General features: G+C 62.7%; 17 protein-coding genes. 4 read left to right on the top strand and 13 right to left on the bottom strand.

Annotated elements, in window-relative coordinates; translation table 11 throughout:
• Positions 1–438: 438 nt before the first annotated feature.
• The gene (locus VT03_RS19760) at positions 439–1,125 is read left to right on the top strand and encodes a metal-dependent transcriptional regulator (RefSeq protein WP_156514631.1); all 687 of its coding nucleotides are present in this window, start codon (positions 439–441) and stop codon (positions 1,123–1,125) included.
• A gap of 121 nt (positions 1,126–1,246) precedes the next feature.
• Positions 1,247–2,167: a transporter gene (locus VT03_RS19755; protein ID WP_075094577.1), complete on the top strand. Its 921-nt coding sequence runs from the start codon at positions 1,247–1,249 to the stop codon at positions 2,165–2,167.
• A gap of 32 nt (positions 2,168–2,199) precedes the next feature.
• Here the strand turns inward: VT03_RS19755 and VT03_RS19750 are convergent, their stop codons facing one another.
• On the bottom strand, positions 2,200–4,674 hold the full coding sequence (locus VT03_RS19750; RefSeq protein ID WP_075094576.1) for a heavy metal translocating P-type ATPase: 2,475 nt from the start codon (positions 4,672–4,674) through the stop codon (positions 2,200–2,202).
• Between the two features lie 306 nt (positions 4,675–4,980).
• Between VT03_RS19750 and VT03_RS32830 the strand changes: the two genes are divergently transcribed.
• Both VT03_RS32830 and VT03_RS19735 read left to right on the top strand, forming a co-directional pair.
• Positions 4,981–5,304 (top strand): spore coat protein, encoded by a 324-nt coding sequence (locus VT03_RS32830; RefSeq protein ID WP_156514630.1) that lies wholly within the window; start codon positions 4,981–4,983, stop codon positions 5,302–5,304.
• 127 nt (positions 5,305–5,431) lie between these two features.
• Positions 5,432–6,241 (top strand): hypothetical protein, encoded by an 810-nt coding sequence (locus VT03_RS19735; protein ID WP_156514629.1) that lies wholly within the window; start codon positions 5,432–5,434, stop codon positions 6,239–6,241.
• A gap of 89 nt (positions 6,242–6,330) precedes the next feature.
• Here the strand turns inward: VT03_RS19735 and VT03_RS19730 are convergent, their stop codons facing one another.
• The 12 genes from VT03_RS19730 to VT03_RS19675 all read right to left on the bottom strand — a co-directional run bounded on the left by VT03_RS19730 (position 6,331) and on the right by VT03_RS19675 (position 21,934).
• Positions 6,331–8,790, bottom strand: coding sequence for a fused MFS/spermidine synthase (locus VT03_RS19730; RefSeq protein WP_082846364.1), 2,460 nt, complete (start codon positions 8,788–8,790; stop codon positions 6,331–6,333).
• On the bottom strand, positions 8,781–9,704 hold the full coding sequence (locus VT03_RS19725; RefSeq protein WP_075094572.1) for a carbonic anhydrase: 924 nt from the start codon (positions 9,702–9,704) through the stop codon (positions 8,781–8,783). The genes VT03_RS19730 and VT03_RS19725 overlap by 10 nt, the downstream gene beginning before the upstream one ends.
• Before the next feature lie 49 nt (positions 9,705–9,753).
• Positions 9,754–10,389, bottom strand: coding sequence for a methyltransferase family protein (locus VT03_RS19720; protein ID WP_075094571.1), 636 nt, complete (start codon positions 10,387–10,389; stop codon positions 9,754–9,756).
• 58 nt (positions 10,390–10,447) lie between these two features.
• Positions 10,448–10,771, bottom strand: a complete 324-nt coding sequence (locus VT03_RS33670; RefSeq protein ID WP_075094570.1) for a hypothetical protein — start codon at positions 10,769–10,771, stop codon at positions 10,448–10,450.
• A 73-nt stretch (positions 10,772–10,844) separates the two neighbouring features.
• Positions 10,845–11,396 carry a hypothetical protein gene (locus VT03_RS19710; protein WP_075094569.1) on the bottom strand — a complete coding sequence of 184 codons (552 nt, stop codon included), beginning with the start codon at positions 11,394–11,396 and terminating at the stop codon, positions 10,845–10,847.
• A gap of 113 nt (positions 11,397–11,509) precedes the next feature.
• Positions 11,510–12,163 (bottom strand): hypothetical protein, encoded by a 654-nt coding sequence (locus tag VT03_RS19705; protein ID WP_075094568.1) that lies wholly within the window; start codon positions 12,161–12,163, stop codon positions 11,510–11,512.
• Between the two features lie 13 nt (positions 12,164–12,176).
• Positions 12,177–15,428, bottom strand: a complete 3,252-nt coding sequence (locus VT03_RS19700; RefSeq protein WP_075094567.1) for an efflux RND transporter permease subunit — start codon at positions 15,426–15,428, stop codon at positions 12,177–12,179.
• A gap of 48 nt (positions 15,429–15,476) precedes the next feature.
• Positions 15,477–16,958 (bottom strand): efflux RND transporter periplasmic adaptor subunit, encoded by a 1,482-nt coding sequence (locus VT03_RS19695; protein ID WP_075094566.1) that lies wholly within the window; start codon positions 16,956–16,958, stop codon positions 15,477–15,479.
• Positions 16,959–17,794: 836 nt separating this feature from the next.
• Complete coding sequence (locus tag VT03_RS19690) at positions 17,795–19,327, bottom strand: TolC family protein (protein ID WP_156514627.1); 1,533 nt, start codon at positions 19,325–19,327, stop codon at positions 17,795–17,797.
• Positions 19,328–20,392: 1,065 nt separating this feature from the next.
• Positions 20,393–20,716, bottom strand: a complete 324-nt coding sequence (locus VT03_RS19685; protein WP_075094564.1) for a hypothetical protein — start codon at positions 20,714–20,716, stop codon at positions 20,393–20,395.
• 16 nt (positions 20,717–20,732) lie between these two features.
• Entirely contained in the window at positions 20,733–20,969 is a 237-nt protein-coding gene (locus tag VT03_RS19680; protein WP_075094563.1) for a hypothetical protein, read from the bottom strand.
• Positions 20,969–21,934, bottom strand: a complete 966-nt coding sequence (locus VT03_RS19675) for a hypothetical protein (RefSeq protein ID WP_075094562.1) — start codon at positions 21,932–21,934, stop codon at positions 20,969–20,971. Before VT03_RS19675 ends, VT03_RS19680 begins: the two co-directional genes overlap by 1 nt.
• Positions 21,935–21,967 lie beyond the last annotated feature (33 nt).

Raw genomic sequence — 21,967 nt, 5'->3', positions numbered from 1 at the left:
CATGAGAAAACTGAAAGCCGGAGCCACCGCCCCCAAATCGATCGCATCGACTCCCGTCACTCGCAGGGCACCGTGACAAAGACAACTACCGCACCCGCAATCATCAACCGGAGGACTCTTCTGTTCGGAAGCCGGCTTCGGAGCGACTTTGTGGCGACAGCAGGCGCACTTCTGCCGGACAGACACCCCGGACGGTGTCGACGTAGCCGCGCTAACACACCGGATCGGACAGATCAGGAGGAAAGCGATGGTCACGAGAATGTGTGCCCAGCGGAACATGGCCGGATTTTACTCTGCCCCCCGATAGCGGGCAATACGGATAGAGTTGTCCCAGGCGCAAACCGGGGTTTGCCTGAAATGTAGCGTACGATACATTTCTGCTGTAATGTAGCTGGGGCTACATTACAGCGTGCAGCCAGCCCGATCGATTCCATCGACGTGAAGCGACTCCGACGTGACGTGTGCCTCCAGACCATCGGGATCCTCTGTGACGAAATGTCCGCGGGAATCGCCACCAATGGAGCGTTGGCGAAGCGGCTCGGTGTCTCGACCGGGACCGTCAGCTCGCTGCTCAAGCGGCTGGCGGCAGACGGGCTGGTGATTCACATCCCTTACCAGGGAGTGCGGCTCACGTCGTCCGGACTTCGCAGTTCCAGGCGGTTAGTCCGCCGTCGTCGGCTGCTACAGCAGTTTCTGCAGGAGATGCTCCGGCTGCCTCATCAGGTTGCGATCGACGAATCGGTCGAACTGGAGTCGGTGGCGTCCGATCGACTGGTGGCAGCGATCGCCACGATGCTGAGTCAGCCGGAATGGACCATCATGGGCGAACCGATTCCGAGCGAATCGGGTGAACTGCCGGCCTTCCTACGTCTCTCCGAGTGTGTCACCAGCGAGATCGTTAGCCTGCAATGGATCGAGGGAGAGCCGCACGCAGTGTCTCTCGGAGGCATCTTGTTCCAAGCTGGAGTTGAGATCGCAGTCCTCATCAACGATCGCGAGACCGGAACCGTTTCTGTGCGGGTGGGCGGAAAGCCCCTCACGCTGGGGCATTCGACCGCTCGGCGGCTCCTCGTTCGGCGAATCCTCACGACTGAGCCGGTTCGGGATGGCTCGGCGACCACCTGATCTTTGCGGCGCGAGAGCCGCTCTTCGTCGCGCGAGCGAGGTGCGCGGGTCGAATCGATAGACACACGCCGACGGACGTGGTTGTGTCGAACGGACTTTCGATCAGGAAGCTGGTGTCGCGATGAGGCGGGGCCTCGAACGGATTCTCCTTGGCGGACAGATTGCCGTACTCTGGCTGGTCGGCATTCATGCGGCGCCGGCCTGTGCTGACTGGCCCGAATTCGAACTCCCGTCGTTCGACGTGCCGGCATTCGACTGGCCCACAACCGAAGAACGCGCCAGCACGCTGTTCCAGTGGCGGGAGAGTTCGCCGGTTGTGGCAGAAGAATCCGCTATTACGACCGACCGTCCGGATTTCACCGAGGCGAGTTCGACAGTCGGAGCGGGAGTCTGCCAGCTCGAAACGGGCTACACGTTCGTAATGGACCGTGACGGAGGAACGACCTCCGCGGAGCACTCCATTCCCGAGGCCCTGTTGCGAGTCGGTGTCTTGCGGGATTGGCTGGAGTTACGGATGGCCTGGAACTTCTCGGCGGAGTACCTCCCCGCCGCCAGCACGTCCGGCGCGGAAGATCTTTACGTGGGGACCAAGCTCGCCCTGACGTTGCAGGATGGTCTGTTCCCGGAGATGTCGATCGTCCCACAGCTGACGATCCCGACCGGAAGTCGGTCGCGCACGGCTGATCGAGCCCTTCCGGGAGTCAATCTCCTGTACGGTTGGGACATCAATGACTTCCTCTGCGCCGGCGGAAGCACGCAATTCAATCAGACCATTGACGGCGAGACCGGCTCCGAGTTCACCGAATGGGCTCAGTCCTGGACCTTCGGCTACACCCTCGGGGAGCATGTTGGAGCGTACACGGAGTGGTTCGCGTTCTTTCCAGACGGTGCGGAAGCGATCCAGACGGAGCACTATCTCAACGGGGGATTCACGTTCCGCCCCACGGACGACATTCAGTGGGACCTTCGGATCGGGATGGGCCTCAATGACGCGGCCGACGACCTGTTCTGCGGCGTCGGATACTCCGTGCGCTGGCATTGAAGGCCGTCCACGTCCCCGAAAGAAGGCGACGGTCAGAGCTTCACCTCGGGTGGTGCGGGTGTCCCGTAGGCCAGCAGTCGCAAGGCATTGAAGACGACCAGAATCGTCGAGCCCTCGTGGAACAGGACGGCCGCCCCCATGTTGAGCCCCAGCAGTGTGGCGGGGATCAGGAACGCGACCATTCCGAGGCTGAACCAGAGATTCTGCCGGATGATTCCGCGCGTTTTGCGACTGAGGCCGACGGCAAACGGAAGCTGACTGAGATCGTCCGCCATCAGGGCCACGTCAGCCGTATCAAGAGCGACATCGGATCCGGCCGCCCCCATCGCAATCCCGACGGTCGCGTTGGCGAGGGCCGGTGCGTCGTTCACACCGTCTCCGACCATCGCCACCCCATGCTCCTGTGAAAGGCGCCGAATCGATTCGACCTTGTCGTCCGGCATCAGGTCGCCGATGGCTTCATCAAGGCCGACCTCGCGGGCCACGGCATTGGCGACCTGAGAATTGTCCCCCGAAAGCATGATCATGCGGCCGATGCCGAGTTCCCGCAGCGCGGCGATCGTGGCTTGGGCCGCCTTTCGGGGGGTGTCCATCAGCCCCAGGACACCGAGGTACCGGGAAGCCTTGCGAACGATCATGGTGGTCCGGCCATCTCCTTCGAGCCGTTCCACCTGTCGCTGCAGTTCGTCCGGCACGGGCGGACCTTCAATCTCTCGATACAGGTCATCCTTGCCGATGTAGACGAGCTCTCCCCCGACCCGTGCCTGGACACCGCGGCCGGTGATGCTCTTGAGATCCACCGCCCCCGCGACGTCGGGATTCCCCAGACGTTCACGGCCCCCGCGGACGACAGCGGCTGCGAGCGGGTGATCGCTGAGGCTCTCGACCGCGACCGCACACCGTAACAGGTCTTCCTCTGTCGCCTCGAACGGCACGACGTCGGTCAGGCGGGGTTTCCCCTCCGTCAGGGTCCCGGTCTTGTCAAACGCGATCGCGCCGAGCGTGCCAAGACTTTCCAGCGGGCCACCCCCTTTCACCAGGACGCCACCCCGGGCGGCGCGGGCCACGCCGCTCAGAACGGCACTCGGCGTCGAAATGGCCAGCGCACAAGGACTCGCCGCAACGAGGACTGCCATCGCCCGGTAGAACGATCGGCTGAATGGTTCGTCGACGACGACCCAAGCCAGCAGCAGGAGCCCCACGAAGACCAGGATCGAAGGGACGAAAATCCGCTCGAAACGATCCGTGAAGAGCTGCGTTGGAGACTTCTGAGTTTCGGCCTCGTTAACCATCCTGACGACGCGCGAGAGAGTGCTCTCAGTCGAAAGCCGTGTCACCTGGACTTCGAGCGCGCCGCTCTGGTTGATCGTTCCCGCAAAGACGCGATGAACGGCGTCGAGACGGTCCGGATCCTGTGCCGCCTGCTTCGCATCCGGGACGGGACGCTTGTCGACCGGGATGCTTTCTCCGGTGATTGGGGCTTGATCGACGCTGCTTTCCCCCTTGATGACGAATCCGTCTGCCGGAATCCGCTCATTCGGCTTGATGAGAACGACCTCTCCTCGCTGCAGCTCTCCGATCGGAACTTCCTGCGGACGTCCGTCGCGGATCACGATTGCGGTCTGTGGAGCCAGGTCAGCGAGCGACTCGATGGCCCGTTTGGCCCGCCCCATTGCGTAGTGTTCCAGCGAATGCCCGAGGCTAAAGAGGAACAGGAGAAGGGCGCCTTCCATCCATTCGCCCAGCGTCGCGGCGCCCACCGCCGCCAGCAGCATCAGGGAATCGATTTCGAACCGCCGGGCTCGCAGGTTCTCCCACGTTTCCTGGAGGGTGAAGTAGCCGCCGAAGAGGTAGCTGGCGACATAGCAGGCCCAAGAGATCCAGGAGTTCAGTCCCGTTAGCGAGAGCAGCCATCCGATGAGCAGGAGAGCGCCCGCGACTCCCGCAAACAGGAGTTCTGTCCATTCGCCGAAGGGGCCTTCGTGGCTGTGCTCATGTTCATGCTCGGAGATGCCACCGGCATCGGCGGCTCCACGGGCCCTGGTCTCAGATTTGTCGCCAGACTCTTTGTGGTCCGCTCCCATCCGGGCCAGAGCCGCCTGAACCACGGCTTCGGTCGTCTGCTCGCGGTCGTACTCCGCGCGAATCGTCCCGGTGGGTGAAACAGCAACTTCGAGAATCCCCGGCGTCTCCAGAAGCCGTGCCTCCAGTGTCCGCGCTCGCGCCGCGGGCATGGCATCGGTCCAGGTCATCAGATGGCCATACCGCGCCTCCAGGGTCATTCCCGCCCGCTGTGCCAGCTCCCGAACGGCCGCCAGTGTCAACCGCTCTGGTGCGTAGTGAATACAGAGGGCCGTTGAATCCGAGCGGCCCCCGGACACGAGGTGCGCCATGTCGATCCCTTCCTTCGCACGGAGGAGATCGGCGAGGCGTTTAACACAACTGTCCCCGCCGTCCGGGATCGAGGGAAGCAGCAGCTTGAGCGACAGTTTCGTCTTTTGAGTCATTGAGGATTCCTAGGCAGAGGTCATTCGCAGACGTCGATTGCGACGCCTGCTCCCTGCACTCACCGGGAAGGTCAGATCGACGATGCGACGGTCGGCCCCGTCACGCGAAAAGTGAGTTCGTTTTGATGTCAGGACGGATCGATCAGGCGGCGCCGGCAGACTTTGCCGACGGACCGCAGCACGGACGACCAGCAATTTGCCTCGGATGCGAATTTCGGAGGCAACGTGGCACGCGCGGTGCGTTCGGAGACGAATCAAGGTCACGTCGACCATTCGGAATCGAAACATCAGGACGAGGTCCTCATCATGAAGTCCGCAGCTCTTTCGCTGGTCATTGCTGGTGCCGCTATCGGAGGCTCAACCGCCTCAGCTCAGTTCTACGGCGGGGGCCACCACCATCACGGCCATCAACACTACGGGGCGTACTCGGGAGGGAGTTTCTCGGGCGGATACAGCGGCTATCCGTCGACCGGCTATTCGTACTACCCTCCGTCGGGTTACGTCGCGCCGTCGTACTCCACCTACCCTTCGTATGGGGGCGGGTTCTATGGCCACGGTTACGGCGGCTACTCGTCCGGTTGGGGAGGGGGCTTTTCCACGTCCCATCACCAGCATCACCATCACCACTGAGGGAACTGGTGACGCGGAGCTCCCGCGGGATGGAACGATGTCGCCCTTAAGCGAGTGAATCGAAGATGGTCCTGCGGGCACGGTGTTCGTGCTTGCCGGAGAACATCACTGTACGGAGTCGGTGACAATGCATTCCGCTTGCCGCGTTCTTTTGTCGGTCTCTCTGCTGGGCGGTGGCTCCACCGCGCTGGCGCAGCACCTCCATCATCACCACAATCACGGTCACGTGACGCCGTGGCATCATCACCACGTCCTCGTCGATCCGCATGGCCATCGGGTCGTCGCCCACCACGACAGCTACCGCCACGTGATTCCGGCGCAGCCACGGTTCCAGGGGACGTACTACACGTACCAAAACGCCCATTACTACTACCCGTCCCCAGTCGTGACCGCTCAGAACTCCGTTGCACCGCAACCGGTTGCGGTCGAGTTCGGCGGCTTTGCCCATGTCGATGATCTGGCGGCTCGCCTGGAAGACATGGCGAACCAGCTCTGCCTGGATCTGCACTACAACTACCAGCACAACCCGGGCTTTGCTGAAACCTACGGCGAGGCGTATCAGATTCTCCAGGCCGCTCAATGGGCTCACGCGAAGGAGCATCAGCAGGACCGCGAGGGACTGGCGCGAACGCTCGGTCCGATGGACGACCTCTTCCATCACGTCCAGCAGGATGTTCAGGGATGGCAGAGAACTCATCGCCGCCAGATCGGCCAGCTTGGAATCGTCGACAAGATGGCGAACATGGAAGACCTCATTCATCACCTTATGCATGAGATCGGTGTGCGACCGTCGCATGATCGCGGAGATGAGATCGCTCCTCCCCCGGGCGGCGCACTGGAGCAAGCGCCCCCGCCTGCTGGAGGAATTCGCCCGCTCGGCCCGCCGCCCGCTCCCGGCCGGCCGCTGAGCGTGGCGCCGCCGCAGACGATCCCGTAGAGACGACGCAGCCTGCAACCCGCTGACCGGGAGCAGTTCCGAGGTCTGGCGAACGTTGTCTGTTCTGTCGTCAGGCCTGTTCCGGTCTCTCATGGTGCCGTAGGGAAGAGAACGAAACGCTGCCAGTGAACGTCCTGCAGATCGACGGGACCGTCGATCTGCAGTGCCGTACGCGGCAACGTGAGAAGGCGGCGATCGAGGTACCGTAAGAGCCGGCTGCCGCTGAGGGTCAGCCGGCTTCCGTGTGACGCGGGGCACGAGAACTCAACCCACGGATGTTCCTCGGTGTTGAGCAACGCCGTCGGAGACGGAGTCGGCCAGTCGCCGATCCAGAGGTCGAGCAGTTTGGCCGGGGCCGAGAGCTCGTCGTCCCCGAAGCGCCGATCGGCCGCGAGTTTCTCGAAGCGAAGGGCGGCCTGAGCGATGTCGATCGCCAGTCGCTCCTCGGAGCCGACGAGGGCCACAATCGGGCGTCCTGCGCTGAGCCGCCCCCACCACAACGTGACGTGCGGAAAGACCGAGGCCAGGCTGTCCGCAATCAGCTCCAGCTCCGCCTCGCCGACCTGATAGAGAGCCAGCCACTGACAGAAGAGCCCTCCCGGTCGCAACCTCGCGCGGGCCGCGCGGTAGTGCTCGACGGTGTAGAGGTAACCGGTCGTGCTCTCCCAGGGGACGAACAGGTCGGAAACGATGGCATCGAACTGTCGGTCCGTCCCCCGGAGATAGTGCCGGGCGTCATCCACTTCGATCGCGAGCCGCGAGTCGGACAGATCCCGGCCGTCCCGTTCCGCCAGGACCTTCGCCGCGGTCACGACTTCGGGGATGAGCTCAACGATGGTGGCCGTCTGGACCTCCGGATGTGGCAGAACGCCAGACGAGGTAATCCCGGTACCCAGCCCCAAGAACAGCACGTCGCGGGGATCGGGATGCAGCAAGAGCGGCAGGTGCGCCTGCCGCCGTTCCCGGACGACGTCTTCGCCGCTGGAGCCATAGCTGTAGTGCAGATTCTGACGGATGCGGTACGCATTCGTGGCGTCGCTCTGCGTCAGGTCAATCCACCCATAGGGGGTCTCCCAGCGACGGAGCAGAGCCTCGCCCCGTTCCGCGCTCGACCACCGCTCGACGAGGCCTCGGAAGTCGCTCGCCTGAGTCGCTGAAGATCGGGACAACGCTGAGGACAGCGGGAGCCAGAGGGGAAGGCTCAGGAGACATGCCGTCAACGAGACCGCGGCTCGTCGACGGGAAATGTTGCCAGCCAGAAGTGCCCCCGCGGATGCGGCACAGCTGAGCAGGCCCACCGACCTCCACAGTCCGAGCCAGGGGAGCAAGACAAAGCTGGCGCATAGCGCACCGGTCGCGGCCGCCACAGTGTTGGCCAAGGTCAGCCGACCGACCGTCTCAGACAGCCTGGTGCTGCCGGCACCCTGCCAGGCGGCCGGCAGCACAATTCCCAGCGCGATCGCAGGCATCAGGAGGACTGCGACAACGTGGGCCAGACTGCGCAGGATGTAAGCGGAGAAGGTGGGCCCCAGACGGACATACTCCATTCCCGTTCCCCAGGCGAAGCCGACGACCGAAAGCGAGATTCCCGCTCCTCCGATCCACAACCCATAACGGATCAGGGATTCCGGGGAGACGCGCGCCATGAGCCGCGACGCCAGGAAGGCCCCCAGCGAGAGCCCGAACAGGAAGACGGCGACGACGATCGCGAAGGTCTGGGTGCTGTTGTGGAACACCAGGGAGAAGAGCCGCGACGCGAGGACTTCGAGCCCCAGGGTTACAAAACCCGAAAGCGCGGCGATGGTCAGCGATCGGCGAAATCGAGCACGGTCCTCTGCGGACGGAGGCGGGACGGCGGGTTCCTTCGAAGAGCTGCGCACGATTGGCTCCCTTCGATGGGCGAGGCCGAGGGCGCCGAGGCCGCAGAGGAGCGAGGCACCGGCCGCCGCGAAGCTGCTCTTCTCGACCCCCAGGTGAACGAGAAGGCCTCCGATCGTCGAGGCGATCCCGGTGAACGCCCCCAGCGTGTTCCAGGCGTACGCCGCGGATGTCGCGGCCGCCGGTCGTTCGGCGGTATCGGAGAAGTGCCGCGCCAGCAGGGGGAGTGTGGCCCCCATCGCAATTGTGGCGGGCGAAAGAATCGTCAGTGTCAAAAGGATCCGAACGGCGATCGAGACCGTCGGCGGCAGACCATCAACGAGGGAAAGCAGCGAGGAGCCGCTCATTTGGTGAAGAAGTGGTGGGACGGCAAACGCCCAACCGGCGAGGACGAGTTCGGCAATCGCGTATCCGCGTAGAGGGGAGACGGACCTCGACAACCGCGCTCCTACGGCGTACCCGGCGGCCATGCCGCCGAAGTAACTGGCAAGGACGACGGCCGCCGCCTGGCTGGTGTGTCCGAACAGGATCCCGAGCTGCCTTGTCCAGGAGATCTCGTAGACCAGGGCGGCGCAGCCGGAGAGGAGGACGAGGCCGTTCACCCAGGTCGATGAGACTGGAGAACGACGCGTCTCGGGAGCTGAGCCGGCGAGATCGACCGTTATTCCCATGCGTGATTTCTCTCCGCCCGCTCCAGTTCACCCGTCACTGATTCGCCCGCTTTCGGGGCTGGGCAAGCTGCTGAACAGCCCGGGAGGATGCCGTTGGCACCGCGGCCGTCGTTCAAACAGACACAACTCGGTGGAAGTCCCCGAAGGCGGCGAGTCGTATCCTCTCCACCGGCCAGAGTCAGGAGACCCAGAGCGGAAGCAACCAGCGTTGCTGTCCCCCAGCGGAGCATCCGTCGGGACGGACGCAAGGAGATCGGCGCCGCGCGCCGCCGGGGGCTGACTGCGGTCGCTCGGATCACAGGCAACTCCAGCAGCGGCACGAATCTTTCGTGTTCTCGCGACTGAGTCAGGATCTGGCCCGTTTCGAGTCGAACTGTCCAGCAGTGAATCCGAACGGTCCCTGCCGACAGCCGGGAAGCGACGGCAGGATGCTGGGCGAGATGGCGTGACTGGACGAGGACGTTCTGTTCGACCGCCTTGTCCCAGCGGGCCTCGCCGGTCAGAGCGGGATGGTCTCGTTCAATGATCTCCCGCGTCTCCGCCGCGTGGCGGAGCCAGTCATCAATCGCCGGCCGGCTCGGATCCGACTCGCGAAAGAGGGCATCGACGGCGCCGCAGCGATAGTGGCCGCAGACGATGAGGTCCGTCACGCCGAGGACCGAAACGGCGTATTCAATTCCGGCGGCCTCGCCCCCTGGCCAGTCCGGCGGAGGAACAATGTTTCCGGCATTCCGCGAGACGAACAGATCTCCTGGCGCCAGCTGCAGGAGCGTTTCCGGAAGCAGTCGCGAGTCGGAGCAGGTGATCAGCATGGCGAAGGGACGCTGGCCCCAGGCGCATTCTTCAAACAGCTCGCGTTTCTGCCAGAGCACGTTGGCGTGGAAGTACCGCAGACCTTCGATCAGCTTCTCCATCAGTTCGTCTCCGTCGAATGTTTGGCGTGTTAGGGAATAAAGGGGCGCTTCAGGGGAGTCGCAGCGGTTCCGTCCACCACGGCGCCGCCCGCAGCTCGCATAGAACGTGCGAGAGAACGCCAAGGCTAACCCACCAGGCGGCGGACTGGACTTCCTTCCAGAAGCTCGCCGTGTTGAAGGCGGGAGACGGCTCCGCAACGTACTGTCGAAAGACGGGAATCCACCGCGGGACGCGCCGTGCGTACTCGACAAATCGGTCGCCGTGCCGCACGGCCAGAACTCGCTCCTCCGCCGGAACGACTCCCAGGACGTAGATCAGAATTGGGGGGATGGTCAGGACGACCATCGTGGCGCTGTGCCAAAGCAGCAGGAACCCGGTCACGATCAGGAGCGTTCCGAGGTAAAGCGGGTTGCGAGTGAGCGAGTAGGGGCCGGTGGTGACCAGCTGCTCGCTCTTGCGGCCGCTGATCGACGCGGCGGCCCACATGCGAAGCAGGATCCCCATCACCAGTGACGAGAAGCCTCCCACGGTGAACAGCGAGTGATGTTCGCTCTCCGAAGGAAAGCGGGGCTCGGACAGGATCGTGAGGATCAGACCGCTCAACAGGCAGACGGCCGTCAGGGGGAGCCGAATGCGGTAGGGGAGCGACGCGCGGATGTTTCCGCCGTCCAGTTCAGAGTTCATAGCGAGGAGTCGGTTCAGAGAGGTGTGTTCGAATGGAAGGGAGAGGTGCCCCGGTCGATCAATGATTAGTCGCAAATCCATGCTGATGGAGCCATCGCTTCCAGTCGTCCACCTGTTCGTGACTGTCGACGACCGCCACCCGCCACCGCGGACAGCTGTAATGAATGTCCGTGTGGTCGTCGTGAGCCACCCGTTTCGTCTCCACTCCGAGCCGGCGAAAGGTGGCCTCGAGAGTACTGGCACACTGCCCGCATGTGAGATGGGCCACCTTGGGTGCTGGCAGAACAAAGCCGACGTCCGGCGTCAGGACCGCCGCCAGGAGCCGCCAACTGACGGTGCCGACTACGAGTGTCGCAAGCAGCGGACAGGTCATTTTGGACATAGCTTCCCCCTAAAGCGTCCGACCGAGCGTCGACGCCGTGTCGATGTGCGTGATTCAGAAAGCGATCAAACGATCAGTCGTGGGTGTGCCCATGACCGTCGTGGCCACCCTGCGGGATCTTTCCGCTGAAGGCCGTTTCCCCAATCGTCACTTGCAGCGTGGCGGTCGCCCCCTTCTCGTCGAGGTGTTCCACCAGTTCCTTATCCCGCAGCTCAAATCGGGAGCTCGTCCCTTGAGCGTCATCGGCCTGAGGGGCCGAGGGCAGCTTGAACTGCTCCGGCTTGTCTCCATGCTTGACGTTGATGGTTACTTCTTTGGCAGCTGTGGATGCGGCCTTCTTGGCAGAGCCGTCGAGCAGGTAGACGGTGACAATCCCTTCCTTGTCATCGTGAGTGATCTCGCCGTGGTACTCCTCCTTTCCTAATTCCACGAGGACGCCGTGGTGCGGACCTTCCGTCGGGTGTCCGTGTTCGTCATGACTGTGTCCGTGATCGTCGTGACCGGCCTCGCTGGAGACGGTTGGCGGCGGCGGTGTGGTGAGAGCTCCGGATTGCGGGGCAGCTCCTCCACATCCCAACGTTGCGAGCGTCAATCCCAGGAGAGCGGTCAGTGTGGCGCGAGGCATCAAGCGATTCCTTCTGGTGAAACGAACAGGGTGAAAGCCAAAAAGCAGGGAGGCTGCAGGCGACCGAGTGGACCAACAATCGATCGCACCGCAGCGCTCCCTGCGGAACAGGTTCAGTGCGTATGCCGTGTTTCGAAACCGTGGCCGCGAAGCCAGGTCTGCCACTTCTCGGCCGCGTCGTGGTTCGGGACGTGAAGAGTGACCCAGATCGGACAACGGAATGCGAGATCGACATGGCCGCCATGAGTCTCGGAACGGACCTCGCAACCCATGTCGCGGAGCGTTGTCGTGAATTCCTTCGCCTGCGCGGCCATCGCTCCTTCCATGTGGGCGGTCTTCCATTCGCTCAGACGGATTTCGATCTCCTCATCGCCGTGCAGAAAGTTCTCGTGCACGTCCGGATGATGCGTGTCGAACCCGGCCCCCTTCAGCCATCCCAGCCATTGTTCGGCCAGCTTGTGGTTCTGGACGGGGGTCTGACGCCACTGCGGACAGCGGTAGATGACGTCAATGTGGCCCCCGTGCTTCTCCTGCTTGGCTTCGCATCCGAGGTCTTTGACCGCCTTCAGATGTTGGGCGGCCTTCATCGGGTCTTCGAAGTGCATTTCTTTCCAGTCAGCCAGTCGATAGGCCACGACTTCACCGTGATCGTGTCCGTCTCCGTCGTGGGAGTGACCATGCGGCTGTTCCGCCGCGACAGGAGCCGGCGCGGCGGCGGCTCCCCAGAAGAGAGTGGTACACAGCAACCAAGCTTCAACGCGTTTCATGGGACATTCCATTTCAGTGAGCCGCGGGCCGGAAGACATCGTCGGATGACGTCGACCCTGCGGAGGGAGAAGTCGCGGCACTCGTTGCCGGACGGAGTTCGTGCTCTTCGGCGAGCTCGATTTCTTCATGCGATTCCCGGACCACCCGTTCTCCTTCGCCGATTCCGAACAGCCAGAAGAGGGCCGGGTGGACGAAGAAGTCGAGCAGAGTAGAGCTGATGACGCCCCCCAGGATCACGGTGGCGACGGGATAGAGAATCTCCTTGCCGGGTTCATCCGCCGCCAGGACGAGCGGAACGAGTCCGATCGCGGCCGTCAGGGCGGTCATCAACACCGGTGCCAGCCGCTCAAGACCCGCCCGAACGATCATCTCCTTGGTCCACGACTCCCCCTCATAGCGGACGAGGTGGATGTAGTGGTTCAGCAGGAGGATCCCGTTACGTGAGGCGATCCCGGCCAGCGAAATGAAGCCAACCATTGCTGCGACAGTCAGGGTCTGATGCGTCAGCACCAGAGCGGCCACCGAGCCAATGAAGGCCATCGGCAGAGCCGCCATGACCTGCAGCGAAAGGTTGACCGAGCGGAACATGGTGAACAGCACCAGGAACACACCGGTCAACGAGACGAGGAACAGCAGGCCGATCAGTCGCGAGGCCTTCTGCTCGCTCTCGAACTGTCCGGCGAACTCCAGGTAGTAGCCCTGTGGCAGACTTTCCTGAAACGGCTTCAACCGCTGTTGAATTTCCTGCACGACATCGACGAGGCCGCGGTCCGAGACGTTGCACTGGATCACGATTCGCCGCCGGACCTTTTCGCGACTGATCGAATTGGGGCCGCCCGAAGGGTAGATGCGGGCGACCGCTTCCAACGGGATCTTTCCCCCCTCGGGCAAGTCGATCGTCAGTCGCTTGAGGACCTCCAGGTCTTCGCGGGCGTTCTGTTCCAGCCGCAAGACGAGGTCGAACGACCGCTGCCCCTGGAAGATCTCGGACACGGTATGGCCGTTCATGGCCGTTTCGATGAACTCGTTGACATCGGCCGCGTTGAGTCCGTGCAGGAGCAACTGGTCCCGGTCGAGCTCAATCCGCAACTGCGGGATGATGGTCTGTTGCTCGACAATCAGATCTTTCACCCCGGTTACCGACTGGATCCGGGACTTCAGCTCCTCGGCCTTCCGCCGAAGGAGATCGAGGTCATCACCGAAGATCTTAATCCCGATCTGAGCCTTCACGCCGGAGAGCATGTGAGAAATCAGGTGCGAAATGGGCTGCTCGACGGCGGTCACGATCCCTGGGATCTCGGCCATCGCCTCCCGCAGTTCGGCCAGCTGCTCTTCGCGACCGCGGGGGGACTTTGGATCCATCTCGATGACGTATTCGCTCGCGCTAACCGGCTCCGCGTGCTCGTCGAGCTCGGCGCGGCCCGTTCGTCGGACGAACGCGATGACATCGTCGAGTTCGGCGAGACGTTTCTCGACCGTACCATTGATTTCAATACTGGACGCCAGCGAGGTCCCCGGTGGCAGCAGCACATTCAGCTGGACCGCCCCTTCGTTGAACGGAGGAAGGAAGTCGCGTTCCAATCGCACGACCGCGAGACCAGCGATGGCCACGGCGAGCACAACGACGAGAAGGTTGAACCGCGGAAAGGCCAAGCTGAAGCGGATCACCTTGTCGGCCACCCATTTCAAAAGCCGCAATAAGGGACCGTCGTGCTCATGTCCTCCTCCTTTGGCCGATCCGAGCAGCCAGTAGGAGAGGACCGGCGTGACGGTGAGCGACACGATCAGCGACGCGAGAATCGACACCACGTAGGCGATTCCCAGCGGCGTGAACAGACGCCCTTCCATCCCGCCGAGGGCGAAGAGGGGGATGAACACCAGGCACACGATCATCGTGCTGAAGACGATCGAATTGCGGACCTCCGTGCTCGCCTGGAACACAACCAGCAGCGTCGGCTTCGGGTTCGCAGCCGATCGATTCTCGTTGAGTCGCCGGAAGATGTTCTCGACGTCGACGATGGCGTCGTCGACGAGCTCGCCGATCGCCACCGCCAACCCGCCGAGGGTCATGGTGTTGATCGACATGCCGGTGATCTTGAAGACGACCGCCGTCATGACCAGCGAGAGCGGGATGGCGGTCAGCGAGATGAACGTCGTCCGGAAGTTCATCAGGAACAGAAACAGGATGATGACGACCAGGATCCCGCCGTCTCGGAGGGCCTCCATCACGTTCTCGATCGCCCGGTCAATAAACTCCTTCTGGCTGTACAGCGGCGCAATCCGGATATCCTTGGAAAGCGAAGGACGCAGGTCATCGACCGCTTTCAGAATCGCTTCCGTGATGGCCCGCGTATCGGCCCCGGGTTGCTTGCTGATCGTCATCACGACCGCGGGCCCACCGGAGCTCTTGCCGTCCGCTTCCCGAACGAACGCGGCACTGTCACCCCGTTTAACCTGCGGAGCCTCAACGACCCGAGCCACCTGCGCCAGGGCCACCGGCCGACTCTCTCGAATCGTGACGACGACCTTCTGGATGTCCTCGATCGTCTGCAAACGGCCCAGGCCGCGGACCAGCAATTCGTTCGGCCCCTGCTGATCGAGATAGCCACCTGTCGCGTTCTCGTTGCTTCGCTGAAGCGCCTCACGAATCTGACCCAGATTGACGCCGTACTGGATCATGGCATCAGGGTCGACCAGCACCTGAAACTGCTTTCGACCTCCTCCCATGTTGAAGACCTGCGCGACTCCCGGAATCGTCAGAAGGCGTTGCCGCAACACCCAGTCTGCTTGCGTGCGGAGAGAAATGGGGTCCGTGGCACCGTCCTCACTCCACATCCCCAGAACAAGAATCTGGCCCATGATCGACGAGATCGGCGCGAGCTGAGGGCGGACCCCCGGCGGCATGTTCTCGCCGACGGCCGCCAGGCGTTCGGCGACGATCTGCCGGTCGATGTAGATGTCCGTGCCAAAATCGAACTCGACGTAAACGACCGACAGGCCGATTCCCGAAGTGCTCCGGACGGCCTGAACACCGTTCGCTCCGTTCAGCGCCGTTTCGAGTGGGAACGTGATCCGCGTCTCGACCTCCTCCGGAGCCAGCCCCGGAGCCTCGGTCATCACGACGACGCGCGGCCGGTCGAGATCGGGAAAGACGTCGATCGGCATCTGCAGGGCGACCCAGGTCCCATATCCGGTCAGGAACAGGGCCAGGGCCATCGTCAGCAGGCGCTGATGCAGGGCGAAACGAATGATGGCATTGAGCATGAAAGATCCTCTGGTCCACAGTCGCGGACGGTCTGGTGGGGCTGCCGCTCAGTGGGTGTGCCCGGCGTGGGGATCGATCGCCCCGCCAGCTTTGTTCTTAAGTGCCATCTGCATCTGGTGGGCGCTGCGAAACGCCACCACGGTGCCGGGAAAGAGGGAGCCGTCATTGGCAATCACGGCCGAGGTCTGGTCGCGGTAGAGAACGCGCACGCCGACCCGGTCAAAGTGCTGCCCGTTCTGCTGGAAGACATAGGACTCCGCCCCTTCCTGAGCCACGGCGTCCACGGGAACGACGATTTGATCGGGCCACTCCTCGACGGGGACACGGAGCTGGAGCCTTTGCCCCGGGCGAAACTTCCAGGAGACAAATCGTTGCCCGTCGACACTCCGCGAGTCGCGCAGGATCTTGTTCGGCAGGTCGACGTAGAACTTCAGCGTCCGGGACTCGGGATCCACTTCGCTCGCCACGTAGGCCAGCGGCAGGTCACCGATCGTCGCCCCGTCCGGAAAGACAGCCTGGATCGTCCAGCTCTTGGCCAGTGCCGCATTGATCACGGCGCCGTCCTGCTCAAGGGCCCGTCCTTCGATGTACAGGCGGGAATAATCCGCAAGCGAACACAACTGGGCCCCCTGCTCGATCGACTGTCCTCGCTGTACGAGGATTTCTTCGACGATGAGCGGGCCGGCGACGTTCGGTGTCGAAGGTGCGCCGCCATCGGGAGAGGATGAGATCTCGCCATCGAAGGCCGCGACCGCGCCCGAGGGGAGCTTCTCCGACAATTGCAGTTCGTCTGACCGCCCCTGGGGACCACCTGGAGCCACAATCCGCAGCTCGCTGAGTAATCGCCGGTCCTTGACGATCTGTTCAACTTGCCGTTCCGAGAGCCCGTGGAGCCGGAGCGCCTCCTTCTGGGCTCTCAGGAGAGCTTCGAGTTTCTCCCGGCTGTACTGTCGTTCCAGAAGCGTCTTTCCGGCGACCGCCCCGCTTTGAGCGACGGTTTCGAGTCGGGCAACTTCCCGATTCTCGACATCCAACTCTCCAAGTGTTTTAACGAACTCAGTCTGCGACTGGACGAGGTCCTCGTGCGTCAGACGGATGCTGAAGAGCATCGTTCCCGGTTCGATGGCGGCTCCCTGAAAGGCGGCCACCTTGGTCACGACCCCCGTCATGGGTGTCGACACGATCGTCTTGGTCTGGCCGGGGCGTTCCGCGATCAGAGCCGGTACGGAAACCGTCTTTCGAAAGGTGGAGAGTTCAATCGGACGAACGAACGCAGAGCTCAGCCCCAGGTTCTCCCGAGCCTGTCGTGACAGCTCAAGCGAGGTCGCTTCGTCGTGACCGGGGTGGTCCTCGTGCGCCGCGTGTTCGACATCGCCCTCTGAAGCCGACGGGGCCTTGGAGAACGACTCGAACTGCGAGCGCATGGCCGGGAGCCAGGTATTGCGGGTGACCCATCCCAGTGAGACAAGGATGACACAGAGAAGGGCCAGCGCGAGCGGTACGCTCAGCGCGGAGAATGGGCGTTTCATGACAGGACCGGTCGTCCAAGTAGACGGAAAGGGAAGGGCGAGGCACGTCAGAGTCGCGCGCAGCCGTTATCGCAAAGAGATCAGCGATATCCCGGGCAGGGCCATGAATCGGCTCGAACGCATGCGGACAGCGTCAAGCCGGGCACGCCCGACAGAAGCAATGAGCGCGTTCTAGACGCGCCAGACCTGCAAGAGCGCGCAGGAATCTAGAGCAGTGAATGAACGGGAAGACGTCACCGCAGTCTCAATACAGCGATGGACTTCCGCGAAGCTCCGAATCGGCCACACGCGATCAAAGCACGCAATCGTGGCCACGTCCAAGGATGCCGGAACGCCGGCTGCCTTCACAAGCAGATAGACACACTCGTCATGGTCGCAGGGAACATGCGGATGGTCCGGCGAATCGCAAGGATCTTCGGAGTCGTGCGAATGCTCAGCGTCTGAGTGCCCGCAATCATGCGAGTGCGACGCGTGGCCCGCGGCATGCCCGACGGCCGATGTGCAGGAACTATGGTCGTGATCGTGATGCCAGCAACAACCCCAGATGCTGTGCAACAGCATCACGGCGATCATTGTGGACTGGACGAGCACGTTCACAGAAACCCCCGGGACATCCTGGCCAACTAATCTTTGCTGTCCAACGTTATCGGGTCAAGATGAAGTTCAACATGAGAATCGCGGCTGATGATCAATCCGCAATTGTCATGCGGACGATGCACACCGAGGCGCAGTATGAGCGCAAACCGGGGCAGGAAGGGCGGTTTCACCCATTCGGTGACACCGCCCGCGCCCGCCGTCTTGCGTCATATCGATGTCACGCTGTCGTCCCGCGGACGTCATTGTCCGCCGAGAGTTTGACCACGCAACCCGTCATCCGCGGCGGTGTCGGTCGATTCCGACAGCGACCCGGACAGCAGGAGTCCGTCGACCAATGCTGAGGCTTGGGCGAACTCCATCCGGGCCTGAACCGTCTGCAGGTTTGAATCGAAGAAGGTTCGGCGAACGATGAGGACCTGCAGGAACTCCATCTCTCCCGCACGGAAGGATTGCTCAGCCAGGGTCAGAGCCTCCTTGGCCATCGGCAGAATGTCTTCGTCGTATCGGCGGACCTGCGCCGCGGCGGAATCGTAGGTTCGCCCCGCTTCCAGGAGCCGCGTCCGCAACGCGAGTTTGACCCGCTGCAACTCCTGGGTGGCCCGACAATATTCGCCCCAGGCGGCCGCGATGTTGCCTTGGTTTCGATTGAACAGGGGGATCGGCACGCCGACCTGGGTGTTGATCAGCTCGGATCCAGTCCCTTTGTCATACCCGCCGGCGACCATCACGGCGAGATTGGGAATCGGTTGCACCTGCTGCCGTTCGAGGTTGGCTTGTGCCCGCGCGACACGCGAGCACGCCATCCGGACTTCCGGGCTCACCTCGGCCAACTGACCATAGGTTGCTTCCCAGTCCTGCTCTTCGAGGGGAACTTCCAGGCTTCCCGCCAGGCCCCGATTGAATTCACACGGCGTCCCGATGACAGCGAAGAGGGATTTCCACGAGGCGAGATACGCGATCTCGGCCCGTTGCTTCAGTAGCTGGATCTCACTTTGCTGGATCTGAGTCTGTAGCAGCTCGGGGCGGCTCCCTTCCAACGCATCGATTCGCTTCCGGGCAGCCTGAACACCTTCGGCTGCGACGCTTTCGAACTCGCGGGCGAGCCGAACACGCTCCTGGGCCGCCAATGTCTCGTAGAAGCGAGTCCGGACATCGGTCACGATGCGAAGCCGTGTTGCTTCCGCCTGCCAGAGTTGAGCCTGGACCTCTTGCGCCAAAACCAGCCGGTTTCTCTGGAGCTTGTGCCCCGTGACGATCTCCTGTTCGATGAAACCGACGTGCTGATCGGTTCCACGGTCGGCCAGCTGCGTGCCGTTGTAGCCCGCCGTCGGATTGGGATAGAGCCCCACCTGGTCACGAAAGCCAACGGCCTTCGCGACCGAGGCATTCGCCTGCTTCAGCGCAGGGTTGTTTTCCAGGGCATACTGCTCAAGTGTCGCGAGGTCCAGGACCTCCACCGCTTCGAGGTTGGGGACGGCCGAGTCCTTAACCAGTTCCTCGGCTGCGGTCAGTTGCACATCGGACGAAGGGATGGCCGGCGCGTCTTCGGAAGCAGATGCGGCAACAGGTGTTGCGGGCGTTTCCGCCCGGTAAGCCGAAAGAGGGATGCCGTTTGTCCGGCAGCCGCTTGCGGCTGCCAGCAAAAGAGAAATCAAGGCCGCATGAGCGGCAGAAGAGGGAGACATTGAGGGACCTGTGGAGATGCGAGAAGAGGGACAGGAACGGTTGAGACAGCCGTTTGTCCCTTCTAAACCTGCATCCTCTGCGTGCACCTCGCCTCAATGACGATGTCCAACCATGCCGAGCGAACTGCAAGGGGTTCGTAGTGGCCGACGGACAGGCGGAACTCGGTGTGGAGCGTTACCGAGATCGCCCCGTCCACATTCTCCGAGCCGGTTTCAATCTTGTACGCAGCGACGAAAGGCCGTTTGGCGCACTTCTCACAAGGTGCTGGAGCCTCGTGCTTCTGAGATTCTTTGCCAGCCTTGCAGGCGTCGTCCGAGGACGGGCACACGTGATCACACGCCCCGCAGCAACTGCATCCTCCCGATTGAGTTTCGGTGGCGATGTGGTTCGCGCAATGGCAGGGCATCATCATTTGCAGGAGGCAAATGATGGAGAATGCACACCCGGCAATTCTCAACCGCCAGTTCACCGCGCCGCCTCATCCGTGAGGTACAGAGTCCGTTTCACCCCTATTTTTCGACGATCGACGTCGGATCAATGTGGCGCAGCTCAGATCCGCTGACCGCAGTACGGGGAATGCGCGTCGAGAAGCCGTTACAACCGGATCACGTCGCAAGTTCGGCACGACCGAAAGACAGTTCGCGGTTGGCGGAGGTCCCATTGATCTTGAACTCGGTGCGTTCTTCGCACTCTGAAGTGGATCTCGCATCCTTCAAAGGAGAGCTGTGAGCTCGCTTCATAAACGTCGCTGATAGCTAAACGTTTGCCAGAGTGCCCCCACCGTACGGTGGGGGCACTCCGACGGTACGAAGTGGAGGATAATCCAGTTCGCGTAAGAGTCGGGCTCAGTTCGGGTCAACGATCGCGTCTGTTGCGTGGTCCCAAGCGGATCGCTCCCGAATGAAGAGCCATCGCTAGCCCAGTGAGAGCGGTAAGGAGGAAGACGGCCCACGAGCCGCTCGCTGTCCCGATTAGGGCCGCGACGATCAGAGCTCCATTGACGTGGGCATTGTTCAGTTTCTGACGAGCACTCAAACGAATCTCCTTCTGAGTTGTGCGAGGAGCCGCCCGACTTCGAGCGGCATGACGAGCGATTGCAGCAATGTCATGCGTGGCAACTGGGCGGCAATCAGCCGCCGGTGGCCCCGCGATTAGGGTGCGATGGGAACATTCCGTTCCAGGTCGAGCGCGTCCCAATCGACGATCAGGTCCTCGGGATCCCGTTCGACGGGGAACGACCTCAACCGCACAAAGCCGTGCTGGCCGATCGTCTGCGGGCTGTCGCCCGTTGCACGCGAGATCTCCCGGTCGAGGTCCTGCTGCTCACCGGGCAGGTTCTCCTCCAGGATTTCGGCGATCGACTGCACGGCGCAGTCTTCAAAGGTCTGACGTAGGGACATGTGGGCTCCGTTGCAGGCCAAAAAGAAAACGCCGCCCAACGCGGGCGGCGTGTGATGGTTCGAGAGCGTGCGCATCCGACTTCGGGCTGGCTCACCCGCCGGAAAGACGGTTCGCTTCCAGCCAGGCGATCTCGGCCGCGATGGCGTCGGACCGGCGATCAAAGGGCCCCAACCGGGGTCCTCCAATCAGCTGCGCTGTCCAGCGGCCCTCGTGATCCGGCTCGACTTGGCTAGCCCGTTCGATGGATTGGCGGCCGAGCGGTCTGAGATCGAGAGTCTCGTCGTAAAGCGTGGTTACGTTGCCGTCGTGATGGATAAGCACCTCCATCACGTCGACTCCGGCCGGGCGGGCCTGATGATCGAGCGGCGAGGCCGATCGACCATCAGGCCATCGAGCGAGGCCTGGACGTTCGCGAGCTGCGACGCCATGCGGCTGCGAAGAGGCGCATCGTCGCGGAGCTGCTGCGGCTGAACCTGACTCACCAGATTCCGAGCCCGTTCGACAACGGCGTCGAGCTCGTCGCTGGAGTGGATGTTCAGCCGGCGGAAGCGATCGAAGAACTCGCTGAGGTTCTCAACGGCCGAGTCCCGGAAGACCTTCGGCTTGCCGTCTTCGGATCCGGAGAGCCGCTCGGTGAGGTGCTCGACGAGCCTGGACAGCTCGTCGAGGAAGGCCTGTTCGGCCAGTTGGACCGCCTCATCGAAGCGGGCCTGCACGCGCAGACTCTCCTGCTCGTACAGGGCCGGGTTGAGCTGCTGGAGGTAGTTCGGCGGCTCGACTGCCGGGAAGTCCCAGCTGACCGCAAACTCGTCCCGCAGCGAAACCGGATAGTCGGAGGCATTGAACAGGCGACCAAGGCGGTTACGGGCCGCACTTCGCAGCTCCGAGTAGACGTCGTCGAGTCCCACGACGGCATCGTTCAGTTCGCCTCGGTACTCGCTGAGGACCTCGTCGAACCGTCCGATCGCCTTCTGCGGGATGAGCCGGACACCGGGTTCGGGATACGGCAGAGTCTGGGACTTCCAGAACTGGACAATCTTGCCTCGGACGCCCGTCACTGCCCGAAACTGCGGATGCTGGGTGTCGAGGAGCTTCTTGCTGGCGGAGACGTACTTCGCTTCCGCGTCGAACTGATCGGCCGCCTGCGCCTTCTGTTCCTGGCTGAGGGCCTTGCGGACTCCCATCCAGGTGAAGCTGACGCGGGTGGCGGCCATCGTCGTGCGGAGTCGCTGTGAGGCTCGGGAACTGTTGGACGAGGCCGGTTGTGGTTCGTCCGTCGAGACAGAGGGCATGAGAGCTCCTTTGAGGAATTGATGGCGCAAACA

The organism is Planctomyces sp. SH-PL14, assembly GCF_001610835.1.
Lineage (GTDB): Bacteria > Planctomycetota > Planctomycetia > Planctomycetales > Planctomycetaceae > Planctomyces_A.
The sequence above is the reverse complement of the archived record's forward strand: the minus strand, read 5'-3'. Positions and strand labels throughout refer to the sequence as shown.